Genomic DNA, 14,102 nt, shown 5'->3' on the forward strand with positions numbered 1-14,102 from the left:
ATAGGTTCAATTCGTTGGCTATGGCCTGCATCTTGTTGGAATCTAGTTCGTCGGATTGCGGAAATACTGCGAGCGGGTTTCCAGAAAATGCTCGGTCAGTGAAAACATCGATAAGATAATAATGGTGTTTATTCATTATTTTTCAGTTCCTGTGTTATTGACTATCTGCTTGTCAACTTGGCCCCAACAGTCGGGCAGCGTGAGGTGCCGCTAAATTCTGATCTCGCCATGCACTAATTTCAATCTAACAAAATTAGAATCCTTTCAATAGGGAATCGCATTTTTCCAAAGCGACAACCCGCTTTCTCAGAGCTACTGTGCATGATGCACCCCTGTCCGGGAAACGATCATTAGACGGCCAACCCGAACAATGTCCGAGAATAGCCTTGTTTGATGGGTTTTCGGACAATAAGATAAGCGGATGGATTAACGGACAAAAGGGACGGTCAATGGCGCTGATCGGCTATGCGCGGGTCTCGACGGCGGAGCAGGACACCGCCTTGCAAACAGATGCGCTGCGCAAGGCGGGGTGCGAGCGAATCTTCGATGACACCGTCTCCGGGGCCAAGGCGGAACGACCGGGGCTGACGGCCGCCTTGGCGTCCTCCGCGACGGGGATGTGCTGGTCGTGTGGCGACTGGATCGACTGGGACGCTCGTTGCCGCATCTGATCGAGGTGGTGAGCACCCTGGAGGCGCGTGGTGTCGGATTCCGGTCACTGACCGAAGCCATCGACACCACCACCCCCGGTGGGCGGCTGATCTTCCACGTGTTCGGCGCCCTGGGTCAGTTCGAGCGCGACCTGATCCGTGATCGCACCAAGGCGGGGTTGGCCGCTGCCGCCGCCCGTGGGCGCAAAGGGGGACGCAAGCCCGTCGTCACCGACGACAAGTTGAAGCGGGCCAGGGAACACCTGGCCAATGGGCTGAACGTCCGCGAGGCCGCTGCACGCCTCAAGGTCAGCAAGACGGCCCTCTACGCCGCCTTGAAGGCCAGCCAACCCGATGCCCCAGACCACAGTGCAGCCGACTCCTGACACTCCGTGCGGTCGCCTTCTGAAAATGACAGCTGGGTGCTGGAAAAGGCTCAGAAAGGTCTGGTTCTGGTGTCGACAGGACGAGCTTCGCTCATGCAAAGCCCAGGAAGACGGCCAGCGCTCTGTTGACAGCGATCATGGCGCTGTCGTCGAGGTGGCCGAAGGCCTCTCCAACTCTCTCTCGCTTCACCGTCATTGGCTTGTCCACCATGATCTGGGAGCGTCGCTGCAAACTATTTTCGGGGTTGGGCTCAATATCGAGGCGGATCAACGGCGCATCGACCAGAGTGCTGGATAGCAGCAGCACCGTCACACTGCCGGTTCCGGCAAACTGATCCGACTGGACGATGAGGGCAGGACGAGGCTTTCCAACGTCACCCGACAGGGCAATGGTCACCAGCTCTCCGCGCCTCATGCGTCACCCTCGTCGTCCAGGTCCTGTAGTGCCGCGTCCATGAAGTCCTGCAGATCGCGATCCCCGGCGTCGGCAGCCGCCACGACAGCGCACTGGCGGCGGGCTTCTTCGGCGAAGCCGGGTTGTCGGGTATCCGGTACCCAGATCTGGATCGGGCGCAGGCCGGCCGCACGCAGGGCGGCACGGTGCTTCTTTACCCGTTTTTTCACGTCATTGGTTGCCACCATGGCGATGCCTCCGCTCTGTGTCATGTAGCATACTAGTATGCCTCTACGTTACATGCAACATGAAGCTTATCCAGGAAACGACCGTAAGACCTACGATGATTGACTATGGGCATAAAGATCACACTCCACTCTCGCCGAGACCTGCCCCGGCGCCCATCGTCACCAGGAGATGTCAGGCTTGCAGGCCACAGGCGGCGATAACCCGCGCCAGCCCCTCGCGCTCGGCATCGGGCGTGAACAGCGGCGCGCGCGCCAGCACCTGGCGGCGCAGGCCCTCGATGAAGGCCGGCTGCGCCTCGGCGCGGCGCAGCAGGTCGCGCAGCGCCGCGGTATCGGCCACCGGGAAATAGCCGGCATAGTCGTCGCCCAGCAGGCCGCCGTTGCCCGGGATGTCGGAGGCCAGCACCGGCAGGCCCGCCACGCAGGCCTCGCTGACCACGTTGGCGCCCCCCTCCATGCGCGAGCTGATCACCATCAGCCGGGCCCGGGCCATCCACTGGCGCACCCGCCAGCGGGGCTGGTCGCCGAGCCAGCGATAGCGGGGATTGGCCGCCATCTCGTCGCGGGCCACCTTGGCCCAGGCCTCGTCCAGGGCCCCGCCCAGCTGGATGACCCGCAGCCGCGACGCCGCCGGCAGGTCGCGCACCGCCAGGGCGGCACGCAGCGGGTCCTTCTCCTCGCGCAGGTGGCCGGCCACCAGCACGTCCAGGTGTCGCTGACTTGGCCGCGGCGCACCGGGCGGCAGGGGCCGCGCCGACTGGTGGACGACCTGCAGCCGCGGCAGGAAGCGCGCGGGCAGGTCCTCGGCCAGGCCGTCATGCAGGCCGACCAGGGCATCCGCCGCCGCCAGGCTCTCCTTAAACGCTTCGGGATGGCTATGCTGGAAGCGATAGACATCGGTGCCCGTCAGCACCACCACCAGGGGGCAGCCCGGAAAGGCATGGCGACAGGCGAGGATGGCCCCATAGCTGCGCCAGGCATGCAGTGCCATCACCAGGTCGGGCGGCTGGCCGGCGATAAGCCACTGGCCCGTGTCGTCCTGCGAACCGGCGATCCGCACCCGGCAGCCCAGTGCCCGCAGAAGCCCCGCCCAGCGGGTCGCCGTGGCGCGGTTGCCGGCGCGGGACCCTCGACCCGCCGGGCTGATCAGGGCTACCTTCAATGCCATGGTATCTCCTCGAGGAAGTCAGCATGCCCTCTACACCTCTCAGCACACCGCCGACGCCGCCCCGGGCCGCCGATGAGCTGGCGGAGATGCTCGTCGATGCCCGCACCCGCAGCCTGGCGCTGATGCAGGACATCCTCGAGGCCCGCGAGCTGGGCCCGCGCCTGGCGATCGTCAACCCGCCGCTGTGGGAGCTCGGCCACCTGGGATTCTTCCACGACCACTTCGCCCTGCGCGGCCTGTATGGCCTGCCCGACTACCAGTTTGCCGGCGCCGAGCGGCTTTTCGACTCCGGCAGCATCGCCCATGACGACCGTTGGGCGCTACCGCTACCCTCCCGCGACGAGACACTGGACTACCTGGCGCGGGTGCAGCAAGCGATGCTCGAGCGCCTGCCCGAGGGCATCGCCAGTGCCGCCCAGAGCTATGTCTACCAGCTCACCACCCTGCACGAGGACATGCATGGCGAGGCCTTCCTCTATACCCGCCAGACCCTCGGCGACCCGGCCCCGGACCTGGACATGCCGCCACCGGGCCAGGCCCCCGGCGAGGCCTCGAGCGGCGCCCTGCCCGGGGATGTCGCCATCCCCGGCGGGCGCCACCGGCTGGGCTCCGACGAGACCCTCCCCTTCCGCTTCGACAACGAGAAGCCGCCCCTGGAGGTCGAGGTGGCGCCCTTCTCGATCGCTCGGGCGCCGGTCACCAACCGCGAGTTCGCCGCCTTCGTCGAGGACGGCGGCTACGCGCGGCGCGAGCTGTGGAGCGAGGCCGGCTGGCAGTGGCGCGAGCACCAGACGCTGCTGGGGCCGATCTACTGGCGCCGTGACGCCGACGGCCACTGGGAGGCGCGCTGCTTCGACCGCTGGCGGCCACTGGCTCCCCACCAGCCGGTGGTGCACATCAGCTGGCACGAGGCCGAGGCCTGGTGCCGCTGGGCCGGGCGACGCCTGCCCAGCGAGGCGGAATGGGAAGTGGCCGCCAGCCGTGCGCCGTCGGCCGACGGGAGCGCTCTCGCGCCCGGCAAGCGACGCTTCCCCTGGGGAGAGGCGACGCCGGATGCCGGCCTCGCCAACCTGGACGGCTGGCGGCTCGGCCCGCTGGACGTGGCCGCGCTGCCCGAGGGCGACAGCGCCTTCGGCTGTCGCCAGATGCTGGGCAACGTCTGGGAGTGGACGGCCTCGACCTTCGCCCCCTTCCCGGGCTTCGTGCCCGAGCTCTACCGCGACTACTCGGCCCCCTGGTTCCAGGAAGGGCGCTACGTGCTGCGCGGCGGCGCCTGGGCCACCCGCTCTCGGCTGGCCCACAACAGCTACCGCAACTTCTTCACCCCGGACCGCCACGACACCCTGGCCGGCTTTCGCACCTGCGCCCGTTGAGCGCCGCAATTCTTGAACGCCGCCCCCTGGGCTCAGGTCCCGCGGGACGCCCTGCGAGGAACGTTGCGAGAAGAGCTGCGAGAAGAGTTACGCAGCGCCTCGAAGCCGATGATGACGTCCAGCAGCTCGGTGGTGATCTCATCCTGGCGCACCGATCGCAGCTGGCCCTTCACCTCGTCCAGGCGGTCGTCCACCGACTGCTCGGCCTGCTGCATCAGGGCCAACCGTGCGGCATTCTCGGTGACCATGGCCTCGGCCGAGGCCCGGAAGACACTGGCGAAGATATGGCTGCGCAACAGCGCGGCAAACAGTTCGGCGCTGGGCATCGAATAGTCGGGCAGGGAGCGGGATTGCCATGGCCGGCCGGCGAGCTCCGACAGGAACGCCTGCCCCAGGGGCAGCAGCGGCACCAGCACCGGTTCGTGCTGCCCGCGTCCGGCGCGCCGGGTGAAGGCCAGCGTGACCTTGCGATGGTGAGGCTCGCCGCCGCCGATGTCGTCCAGCCGGGTGACGATGCTGCCCGCCAGGCGCCCGATGCCATCCGCCGAGGCCGGCGGCAGCAGCACGCTCTCGGGGCTGAGGCCCTGCCCCGCCAGGGCGTCATGCATCTGGGCGCCGACACACAGCACCCGAAGCGCACAGCCTTCGGCCGTCGTCGGCACGAGTTCCGCCTGCACCTTCTCGGCGAGCAGTTCATTGTAGTTGCCGCACAGGCCATGGTCGGAGCCGAATACCACCACGATGCTCTCGGCCGGCTCCACGGCCGGCATGGCGATGGGGCCGGTTCTGGCGACAAACGCCTGCAGTCCGCTGCGCACCGTCCGGTGATAGGCCTCGATGGAGCGGGCGGCACGATCAAAGGGCACGGCGTTGATGGCCGAGATCGTCTTCATGGTGTGCACGATTCCGCGGATGCTGGTCAGCGTATCGTCGCGGCGGGTCAGGGCTTCAAGCGTCTGCGTCACGGCCGTCCTCCGACTTGCCGAGGGCGGTGCGCGCCACCGAGAGGATGGCGGCGCGGTCCTCCTCGTCCAGGGGCTCGTTGCGGGCGATGCGCGTGGCGACCCCCGTCAGGGCGTCGCCCACCGAGGCCCGGATGGTGTCCATGGCGGCCACCACCTCGGTCTCCGACAGCCCGTCGAACATGCCCTCCATCGCCGCCAGCAGCACCAGCAGCTGCTCCACGGCCGGTACCGGGTCCCGCTCGGGCTGGCGCAATGCCGCCCGGACCGCCGCGCCCCGGCTCAGGCGAGCCCGGGTGGCGTCGTCCAGGCGGGTGCCGAAGCGAGCAAAGTCCTCCAGCTCCTCGAACTGGGAGAGGGTGACGCGCAGGTTGCCGGCGACGTCCCGGAACGCGCGGTGCTGGGCCTTGCCGCCCACCCGCGACACCGACACCCCGAGATCCACGGCCGGGAACTGATTCTTGCGCACCAGCCGCGGCGACAGGTAGATCTGGCCGTCGGTGATCGAGATGAGGTTGGTCGGGATGTAGGCCGAGAGGTTTTCCGCCTGGGTCTCCACCACCGGCAGGGCGGTGATGGAACCGCCCCCGGCCTCCTCGGTGAACTGGCCGGCCCGCTCGAGCAGCCTGGCATGCACGTAGAAGATGTCCCCGGGGAACGCCTCGCGCCCCGGCGGTCGCCGCAGCAGCAGCGAGAGCTCCCGATAGGAGCGGGCGTGGTGGGTGAGGTCATCGAAGACGACCAGCACGTCCCGGGCCTGGTCGGCGAAGTATTCCGCCATCGTCATCGCCGCATAGGGCGCGATATAGGCCAGGCCCGGCGCGTCCTCGTCGCCGGCGACGACCACGATGGTGTTGGCCAGCTGCCCGCTCTCCCGGAGCGCCTCGATGACCCTGGCCACCGCGTCCCCGCGCTGGCCGATGGCGCAATAGATACTCAGGACCTCCGAGCGGGCCTGGTTGAGGATGGTATCCAGGGCGATGGAGGTCTTGCCGGTCTGGCGGTCACCGATGATCAGTTCCCGCTGCCCCAGGCCGACCGGCACCGCGGCATCGATCGCCTTGAGGCCCGTCGCCAAGGGGCGCGTGACGGGCCCGCGGCTGAGGATGTCCGGCGCCCGGGCCTCCACCGGCCGTTCGGCCACGGCAGTCACCCTGCCCTTGCCGTCCCGGGGCTGGCCGGTGGCGTTGACCACCCGGCCGACCAGGCCCGGTCCCACCGGGACACTGATCACCTTGTGGGTGCGCCAGACATCCTCACCGGCCCTCACGCGCTCCGAGGGGCCCAGCAGCACGACGCCCAGCCGGTCCGGCTCGAGGTCCAGCACCACGCCGCGAACCCCCGAGGCGAAGACCAGCAGCTCATCCGACAGGGCCCGCCCGAGCCCCGAGACCACGGCGATCCCGTCGCCCACGGTGGCGACCGTCCCCACCTCGGCCAGCACCGGCGAGGGGGCGGGGCTGTCAAGCAGGAGGTCGATGAAGTCCTGCACGTCGGGCCGGTGCGTTTCATCCGCCATGAGCGTTCACCCTGCCCGACTCGCCGCTGGCCAGGCGCTCCTTGAGCAGCTCGACCAGCTCATCGGTGTAGCTGTCGACCGTCCAGGCGAGCTCGAGGCTACCGATGCGCAGGACCAGGCCGGGGGACTGGCTCTCATCGGTGGCGAAGCGCAGGGGAAGGCCGGGCACCCGGGCCTGGAGTGCGGCCTTCACCTCTTGCCGGGCGCCCTCCGGCAGCGGGTCATGGGTGGTAGCCACCGCTTCCTCGGCATGCTCAGCGGCCGAGGCCAGCTCGTCCGACAGCGGCGCCAGCTTGCCGATCACGTGCAGGGCGATGTGCTCCTCCAGGCGCTCGTCGGCCAGGTCATGCAGCGCCCGGCCGGCCAGCTGGTAGAGCGTCTCGGCACTCGCCTGGTAGAGTTCCGACGTGAAGCGTTCCCGTTCGCGGGCCAGGTGGGCCAGGGTATCCTGGCGTTCCTGCTCCATCTTCTCGTGGGCCTCGGCCAGCAGGGCGTCCCGCTGCTGCTTCGCCTGCTCACGCACCCGCTCCGCCAGGGCGTCCTGGTCGGCCTGCAGCTTCTGCTGCCGTGCCACGAAGTCCGCCTCCGCGGCAGCCGCCTTGTCCTTGGCCCGTTTGGCCTCCCCCATCCGTTCGGCAATCTCGGCCTCGCGTGAATCGATGCCCTTGAGGATCGGCTTGTAGAGGAAGCGCTTCAGCAACCAGACCAGCACCAGGAAGTTGGCGATCTGGGCGAGGACGGTAACCCAGTCGATCGACATGGCTCAGCCTGCCGCCGGTTGGGTGGTTTGGAGGAAGGCGCCAATGAACGGGTTGGCGAACAGCACGATCATCGCCACCACGAAGCAGTAGATCGCCGTGGACTCGATCATCGCCAGGCTGACGAACAGGGTCCGCGACAGGGTGGAGGCAGAATCCGGCTGCTGGGCGATGGCGTTCAGGGCGGCGGCCGCGGCGCGGCCCTCCCCCAGCGCCGGGCCAATGGCACCGAACGATACCGTCAGTCCCGCGGCGAGGATGGAAACGGCCGCAATCAAGGCTGCATCTGTCATCGATCTTGCTCCTTATGTTCACGTTCGCTGTCGAGATCGTGGTCGGACTTCTTGACGGTGGCCGTGGCCGACGCGATATAGACGGTCGCCAGGATGGCGAAGATGTAGGCCTGGATCAGGCCGGTCAGCAGGCCCAGCACGTCCATCACCACGGGAAAGAAGAACGGCGCCAGGCCCAGCAGTATGCCGGCAATCACCGCGCCGCTCATCACGTTGCCGTAGAGGCGGATGGCCAGTGAGATGCCCCGGGAGAACTCGCTGATGATGTTGAAGGGCAGCATGACGATGGAGGGCTGGATGTAGGTCTTCAGGTAGCCGCCGATGCCCTGCCGGCTGATGCCGAACAGCGGCACGGCGACCAGCACCGACAGGGCCAGGGCCGCGGTGGTCGAGAGCGACGAGGTGGGCGGTGTGAAGCCCGGCACGACCAGCAGCAGGTTGGACAGCGCGATGAACAGGAACAGCGTGCCCGAGAAGTACAGGACGTGGCGCGACGACTGTGGCGAGACCTCCTCGACCTGCCGCTGGATCCCGGTGACGATCACTTCCAGGGTCGTTCGCCAGCGATTCGGCGGCACGTCCGGCCGCAGTTTCCGGGTCACGAGCATCGAGGCGATGGTCAGCACGGCCATGACGATCCAGGTATTGACCACGGTCTCGTTGATGCCGAGGCCCCAGAGGGTGAAGACCGTCGTCTCGTCGGGTGTCAGTTGCATCCGGCCTCCTTTACCCGGGGTAGCCGGGCCATCAGGGTGGCGATGAAACGCACCAGGAAGAAGGCAAGCGCATAACCGGCCAACGCCCAGCCCAGCCTTCCCCCCTCGGTCACCCACCAGCCGGCCGCCAGCAGCCCCCCGATCCGCAGCGCGCCACTGGGCAGCAGGACCGACACGGGCCGAGTCAGGCGCAGCGCCAGGCGGACGCTCAGCGCCAGGCCCAGGAAGTACAGGATACTGACGGCGACACCGGCGCCGAAGCCGGTGATCACGACGTGCCAGTCAATCGTCATCATGCTCGTCCCCCTTGTCGTTGGCTTCCTTGCTGACCCAGGCCCAGGCAATGAAGCTGCCCAGCGCCACGCCCCCCAGGATCAGGGCAATGGTCCACTGAAACGCCTGCGGCATGTGGCGGTCGAGCCACAGCCCCAGAAAGGCGCCGCCCACGGTGGGCACCGCTATCGACCAGCCGATCATGCCGAAGACCCCGAGCCCCCGCAGCGGGCTCGCGCCCGGGTCGTCCCGCGCCCTCTCCCGACGCCGGGCGCGACGGCCGATGTCCTCCACCGGAGACTTCCGCTTGCGGGTCATGGCGTCTTGGGCCGCTGCAGGTCGGCAAACCGCCGCACCATGCCCGCCTCCAGGCGAGACAGGGCAGAGCGGGCCACACGCTCCTCTTCATCCACTTCGACGAAGCTCTCCTGCACGGTCTCCCTCAGCGAGGCCAGGTCGCGGCCCTGGACGCCCCGCCGGATGGCGATGTCCACGTCATGGCCCTTCTTCACCAGGAGCCCCTCGTCGATGCCGAAGATCCGTTCCTGGCCGTCCGCCAGGGTCAGGATCAGCACGGAGGGCACCAGCGCGGTGACGAAGTCGATATGGTTCGGCAGCATGCCGAAGGCCCCGTTCTCCGCCTCCGCAAACAGCCGAGTCGCCGGGCCCTCGAACAGGGTCCGGGTCGGCAGCCGCAGGGTCACCTGCATCTCGGCTGACAGGCTCATGCCTCCTCCTTCAGGTCGGAGAGTGCGCCGATCATGTAGTAGTCACCCTCGTCATGCTCGAAACGGGTCTGGTTCAGGATGGTGTCGCACCCCTCGAGGGTATCGTCGATGGACACGCGCTTGCCCTCGGTCCCGGTGAACGAGCTCGTGGTGAAGAAGGGCTGGGTCAGGAAGCGCTCCAGCCGGCGGGCGCGGGCGACGGTGGCCCGGTCGGCGGCCGAGAGCTCCTCGATGCCCAGCATGGCGATGATGTCGCGAAGCTCCTCGTACTCGGCCAGGGTGCGGCGCACCGCCCGGGCGATGTCGTAGTGCCGCTGCCCCACCACCGAGGGCGTGAGCATGACCGAGGAGGAGGCCAGGGGATCGATGGCCGGGTAGAGGCCCTCGCTGGCCCGCTTGCGCGACAGCACGACCGAGCCCGACAGGTGGGAGAAGATATGCGCGGCCGCGGGGTCGGTGAAGTCATCGGCCGGCACGTAGACGGCCTGGACCGAGGTGATGGCGGCCTTGCGGGTGGAGGTGATGCGCTCCTCCAGCTCCGCCAGCTCGGTCGCCAGCGTCGGCTGGTAGCCCACCCGCGAAGGCATGCGGCCCATCAGCCCGGAGACCTCGGAGCCGGCCTGCACGAAGCGGAAGATGTTGTCGATCAGCAGCAGCACGTCCCGCTGCTGATCGTCGCGGAAGTACTCCGCCATGGTCAGGGCGGTCTTGCCGACCAGGAATCGCACCCCGGGCACCTCGTTCATCTGGCCGAACAGCATCACGGTGTTGTCGCGCACGCCGGCCTCGCCCATTTCGCGGTAGAGCTCCTCCGCTTCGCGGGAGCGCTCGCCGATGCCGCAGAAGAGGCTCACGCCCTTGTGCTGCTGCACGGTGTTGTTGATCAGCTCGGTGATCAGCACGGTCTTGCCCACGCCGGCGCCCCCGAACAGGCCGGTCTTGCCGCCCCGCTCGATGGGCGACAGCAGGTCGATGGCCTTGATGCCGGTCTCCAGTACCTTGCTGCGCACGACCCGATCCTCGAGCCGCGGCGATGGCTGGTGGATGGAGCGCCGCTCCTCGCTCGCCGGGGCCGGCTTGCGGTCGATCGGCACGCCGAACACGTTGAGCATGCGCCCCAGCACGGCGTCGCCGACCGGCACGCTGATCGGCGCGCCGGTGGCCCGCACCGGCATGCCGAGTCCCAGCCCCCTGACCGGCCCCAGCGCCATGCAGCGCACCACCCCATCGTCCGCCAGGCCGGCCACCTCCAGGCCGACCTTTCCGGCATAGAGCAGCTCCCGGATGCCGGGGACCTGCCCGGCAAACCTGACGTCCACGACGCCGCCGCGAATGGCGACGATGGAACCGGTGGCCTCCTCGGCCTCCAAATGGGCTTCATGCTGCGTCATCAGCGCATCCTATGCGTCGGCCGACACCCGCGTGCCTGCCGTTCCCTCCAGTATGGCGAAGGCATCAACCAGCCGGCCGATGCCGCTGATACCCCCATTCTGGGCAAAGTCGCAGGCGGCCGCCAGCTTCGGCCCCATGGAACCGGCCGGCAGGGCCATCTCCCGGGCCTGGGCCACCGTCAGTTCGTGGACCGGGCTCGCGGCGTCGGTGCCGTAATCCCGGTACACCCCGTCGACATCGGTCAACAGCAGCAGGGCGTCGGCACCCAGCTGGCGCGCCAGCAGCGCGCTGGCGGCGTCCTTGTCGATCACCGCCTCCACGCCGATCATGCTGCCGTCCTCCCGGCGCAGGACCGGGATCCCGCCGCCCCCGGTACAGACCACCACCACGTCCTGGGCGAGCAGCAGCTGCAACACCCGCAAGTCCGGGATCTCCAGCGGCGTCGGCGAGGGCACGACCCGGCGCCACTTGTCGCCGTCCCGGGCGATCTGCCAGCCGGCCGCTGCCGCGCGACACTTGGCCTCGTCCCGCTCGTAGACCGGCCCGACGAACTTGGTGGGATTGGCGAAGGCGGGATCCCGGGGGTCCACCACCACCTGGGTCAGCAGAGTGGCCACCGGGCGATCATGGTCGAGCGCGTTCTCCAGCTCCTGCTCGATCATGTAGCCGATCATGCCCTCGCTCTCAGCGCCCAGCACGTCCAGCGGATAGGCCTCGTCCGGCCGATAGGCCGCGCCCTGCAGCGCCAGCAGGCCCACCTGGGGGCCGTTGCCATGGGTGATCACCAGCTGGTGCCCGGCGTGCACGATCTCGGCCAGCGCGCGGACCGCCAACTGCACGTTACCGCGTTGCGCCGCGGCCGTCAGCGGCTCGCCGCGCTTCAGGAGGGCGTTGCCGCCCAGTGCCACCACCACCAGCATGTCAGCCTCCCAGGGTCGCGACGAGCACCGCCTTGATGGTGTGGAGCCGGTTCTCGGCCTGGTCGAAGACGATGGAGGCGGGGCTCTCGAACACCTCCTCGGTCACTTCCATGGCATCGAGCCCGAAGGTCTCCTTCATCTCCCTGCCCACCGAGGTCTCGGTGTTGTGAAACGCCGGCAGGCAATGCATGAAGCGTACCCGGGGATTGCCGCTCCTGGCCATCAGGTCGGCGTTCACCTGATAGGGCATCAGCAGCTTGATGCGCTCGGCCCACTTCTCTTTGGGCTCGCCCATGGAGACCCAGACATCGGTGTAGACGACATCGACCCCGGCCACGGCTTCGTCGATGTCGTCGGTGATCATGATCCTGGCACCGGTCTCTGCCGCGAGCGACCTGACCTCCTCCTGCACGGACGGGGAGGTCCAGCAGGCCCTGGGCGCACAGAGCCGCACGTCCATGCCCATCTTGGCCCCGCCGATCAGCAGGCTGTCCCCCATGTTGTTGGCGGCATCGCCGAGGAACACGTAGGACACCTCGCGCAGCGGCTTCTCCACGTGCTCCTGCATGGTCAGCAGGTCCGCGAGGATCTGGGTGGGGTGAAACTCGTTGGTCAGGCCATTGTAGACCGGCACGCCTGCATGGGCGGCCAGCTCCTCCACGATGGCCTGCCCGAAGCCGCGGTACTCAATGGCATCGTAGACCCGGCCCAGGACCCGGGCGGTGTCCTTCACCGACTCCTTGTGACCGAGGTGGTTGCCGCTGGGGCCGAGGTAGGTGACGCGGGCGCCCTGATCGTAGGCCGCCACCTCGAAGCCGACCCGGGTGCGGGTGGAGTCCTTCTCGAAGATCAGCGCGATGTCCTTGCCCACGAGGGTCGGCACCTCGGTGCCGGCGTACTTGGCGGCCTTGAGGTCCGCGGCCAGCTTCAGCAGGAAGCCGATCTCCTGCGGGGTGAAGTCGCGCAGTGTCAGGAAATGCCGGTGCTTGAGATTGAATGCCATGGTGCGGTTCCTTCCCTGTCAGATCGGGTCACGGCGGGTGGGGCAGCTCATGCAGCGCCCGCCGCCGCGCCCCCGGCCCAGCTCGGCACCGGGAATGGCCAGCACCTCGATGCCCGCCGCCTCCAGTGCCGCATTGGTGTCGTCGTTGCGATCGTAGCCCACGACGACACCGGGACTCAGCGCCAGCACGTTGTTGCCGTCGTTCCACTGCTCACGCTCGCGTTCCTCCGGGGTATCGCCGCCTGTAGGCACCACGTCCAGCGCCCCATACCCCAGCACCTCGGCGACCAGGTCGAAGAGGTGGCGCGGGTCCTGGCGGAAGGCCAGCGTCCTGCCCTCCTCGCCGGGACGCAGGTCGTAGCAGACCACCCCATCCGCGACCTCCTTGAAGGCGGTCACCACGTTGCCGCCACAGAAGGTGAAGACCGTGTCCAGGTGCATGGCCAACCGGGCCCTGGGGAGCTGGCAGGCGATTACTCGGTGGACGCTGCCCTCCTCGAACAGCGCCTTCGCCAGCTGGCCGATGGCCTGGGGCGAGGAGCGCTCGCCCATGCCCACCAGCACCGTGCCGTGCCCCACCGGCATGATGTCGCCGCCTTCCAGGGTGGCGAGGCCATGGTCGGCCAGTGGATCCCCCCAATGCACCTTCACTCGGCCCGCGAAGGCCGGATGGAAGGCGTAGATGGCGGCCATCAGCAGGGTCTCCGGCTGGCGGGCACTCCAGAACATCGGGTTGAGGGTGACGCCACCGTGGATCCAAGCGCTGTTGTCGCGGGTGAACAGGAAGTTGGGCAGGGGCGGCAGCACGAAGCCGAAGTGGCCGAGGTGGTTGCCGAAGAGCCCCACCGGGTCGAAGGGCAGGTCACCCACTTCCAGGCCGCCGATCAGGAACTCGGCCAGGGTCCTGCTCGGCAGCTCGTCCATCCAGGCGCGCAGGTCCGACATCATGCCCACCCCGATGTGGTTCCAGGTGATCCGGTGGTCCAGCACCCAGGCGCGGGCTTCGTGGATATCGAGGGTCTCGGCCAGCAGCGCGTTGACGTCGAGGACCTCCACGCCCCTTCCCCGCATCACGCCGGCGAAGACGTCATGATCCTTCTGGGCTTGCTTGACCCAGAAGACGTCGTCGAAGAGCAGGGTATCGCAGTTGGAGGGGGTCAGCCGCCGGTGGGCCAGGCCCGGCCGGCAGACGATCACCTGCCGCAGGATGCCGGTCTCGGAATGCACGCCGAGGTCGGGCGGCGCGTCATGGGAAGGGTCAGTCATGGCAGCACTCCTTTCCGTCGGGCGTCATGGGCGTTGAACACGGCCATTCGTCA

Annotated in this window: 17 protein-coding genes and 1 pseudogene; 2 read left to right on the forward strand and 16 right to left on the reverse strand. The window is 68.1% G+C overall.

The genetic code is table 11. From position 1 onward, the window contains the following. Window positions 1-136 (reverse strand): PhzF family phenazine biosynthesis protein (locus OP498_RS16700; protein WP_280554484.1); only part of this gene is annotated, 136 nt, incomplete at its 3' end. A gap of 313 nt (window positions 137-449) precedes the next feature. Here OP498_RS16700 and OP498_RS16705 point away from each other — a divergent pair. Continuing rightward, window positions 450-1,036: pseudogene (locus OP498_RS16705) on the forward strand (recombinase family protein). A gap of 91 nt (window positions 1,037-1,127) precedes the next feature. Here the strand turns inward: OP498_RS16705 and OP498_RS16710 are convergent. The 3 genes from OP498_RS16710 to senB form a co-directional block, all read right to left on the reverse strand. Continuing rightward, window positions 1,128-1,451, reverse strand: coding sequence for a type II toxin-antitoxin system PemK/MazF family toxin (locus OP498_RS16710; protein WP_280550166.1), 324 nt, complete (start codon window positions 1,449-1,451; stop codon window positions 1,128-1,130). Continuing rightward, on the reverse strand, window positions 1,448-1,678 hold the full coding sequence (locus tag OP498_RS16715) for an antitoxin MazE family protein (protein WP_280550165.1): 231 nt from the start codon (window positions 1,676-1,678) through the stop codon (window positions 1,448-1,450). The genes OP498_RS16710 and OP498_RS16715 overlap by 4 nt, the downstream gene beginning before the upstream one ends. Before the next feature lie 172 nt (window positions 1,679-1,850). Next, window positions 1,851-2,846, reverse strand: a complete 996-nt coding sequence (senB, locus tag OP498_RS16720) for a selenoneine biosynthesis selenosugar synthase SenB (RefSeq protein WP_280550164.1) — start codon at window positions 2,844-2,846, stop codon at window positions 1,851-1,853. A gap of 23 nt (window positions 2,847-2,869) precedes the next feature. Between senB and senA the strand changes: the two genes are divergently transcribed. Then, on the forward strand, window positions 2,870-4,219 hold the full coding sequence (senA, locus tag OP498_RS16725) for a selenoneine synthase SenA (protein ID WP_280550162.1): 1,350 nt from the start codon (window positions 2,870-2,872) through the stop codon (window positions 4,217-4,219). A gap of 32 nt (window positions 4,220-4,251) precedes the next feature. Here the strand turns inward: senA and OP498_RS16730 are convergent, their stop codons facing one another. The 12 genes from OP498_RS16730 to OP498_RS16785 are packed head-to-tail and all read right to left on the reverse strand — an operon-like array spanning window position 4,252 to window position 14,049. Beyond that, the gene (locus OP498_RS16730) at window positions 4,252-5,184 is read right to left on the reverse strand and encodes a FoF1 ATP synthase subunit gamma (RefSeq protein ID WP_280550160.1); all 933 of its coding nucleotides are present in this window, start codon (window positions 5,182-5,184) and stop codon (window positions 4,252-4,254) included. After that, on the reverse strand, window positions 5,168-6,700 hold the full coding sequence (locus OP498_RS16735) for a F0F1 ATP synthase subunit alpha (protein ID WP_280550157.1): 1,533 nt from the start codon (window positions 6,698-6,700) through the stop codon (window positions 5,168-5,170). The genes OP498_RS16730 and OP498_RS16735 overlap by 17 nt, the downstream gene beginning before the upstream one ends. After that, window positions 6,690-7,460: a hypothetical protein gene (locus OP498_RS16740; protein WP_280550155.1), complete on the reverse strand. Its 771-nt coding sequence runs from the start codon at window positions 7,458-7,460 to the stop codon at window positions 6,690-6,692. Before OP498_RS16740 ends, OP498_RS16735 begins: the two co-directional genes overlap by 11 nt. Window positions 7,461-7,463: 3 nt before the next feature. After that, complete coding sequence (locus OP498_RS16745) at window positions 7,464-7,751, reverse strand: F0F1 ATP synthase subunit C (protein ID WP_280550153.1); 288 nt, start codon at window positions 7,749-7,751, stop codon at window positions 7,464-7,466. Next, complete coding sequence (locus tag OP498_RS16750; protein WP_280550151.1) at window positions 7,748-8,467, reverse strand: F0F1 ATP synthase subunit A; 720 nt, start codon at window positions 8,465-8,467, stop codon at window positions 7,748-7,750. Before OP498_RS16750 ends, OP498_RS16745 begins: the two co-directional genes overlap by 4 nt. Continuing rightward, window positions 8,458-8,763, reverse strand: coding sequence for a hypothetical protein (locus OP498_RS16755; RefSeq protein ID WP_280550150.1), 306 nt, complete (start codon window positions 8,761-8,763; stop codon window positions 8,458-8,460). The genes OP498_RS16750 and OP498_RS16755 overlap by 10 nt, the downstream gene beginning before the upstream one ends. Further along, window positions 8,750-9,058 carry an AtpZ/AtpI family protein gene (locus tag OP498_RS16760; protein WP_280550148.1) on the reverse strand — a complete coding sequence of 103 codons (309 nt, stop codon included), beginning with the start codon at window positions 9,056-9,058 and terminating at the stop codon, window positions 8,750-8,752. Before OP498_RS16760 ends, OP498_RS16755 begins: the two co-directional genes overlap by 14 nt. Next, entirely contained in the window at window positions 9,055-9,468 is a 414-nt protein-coding gene (locus OP498_RS16765; RefSeq protein WP_280550146.1) for a F0F1 ATP synthase subunit epsilon, read from the reverse strand. The genes OP498_RS16760 and OP498_RS16765 overlap by 4 nt, the downstream gene beginning before the upstream one ends. After that, entirely contained in the window at window positions 9,465-10,859 is a 1,395-nt protein-coding gene (gene atpD, locus OP498_RS16770; protein ID WP_280550144.1) for a F0F1 ATP synthase subunit beta, read from the reverse strand. The genes OP498_RS16765 and atpD overlap by 4 nt, the downstream gene beginning before the upstream one ends. Window positions 10,860-10,868: 9 nt before the next feature. Beyond that, window positions 10,869-11,780 carry a carbamate kinase gene (gene arcC, locus OP498_RS16775; RefSeq protein ID WP_280550142.1) on the reverse strand — a complete coding sequence of 304 codons (912 nt, stop codon included), beginning with the start codon at window positions 11,778-11,780 and terminating at the stop codon, window positions 10,869-10,871. A 1-nt stretch (window position 11,781) separates the two neighbouring features. Continuing rightward, complete coding sequence (gene argF, locus OP498_RS16780; RefSeq protein WP_280550140.1) at window positions 11,782-12,783, reverse strand: ornithine carbamoyltransferase; 1,002 nt, start codon at window positions 12,781-12,783, stop codon at window positions 11,782-11,784. A gap of 18 nt (window positions 12,784-12,801) precedes the next feature. Then, window positions 12,802-14,049 carry an arginine deiminase gene (locus tag OP498_RS16785; protein WP_280550138.1) on the reverse strand — a complete coding sequence of 416 codons (1,248 nt, stop codon included), beginning with the start codon at window positions 14,047-14,049 and terminating at the stop codon, window positions 12,802-12,804. Window positions 14,050-14,102 lie beyond the last annotated feature (53 nt).

Origin of the sequence: Halomonas sp. 25-S5 (assembly GCF_029889845.1) — a bacterium.
In the GTDB taxonomy this organism is placed as follows: domain Bacteria; phylum Pseudomonadota; class Gammaproteobacteria; order Pseudomonadales; family Halomonadaceae; genus Halomonas.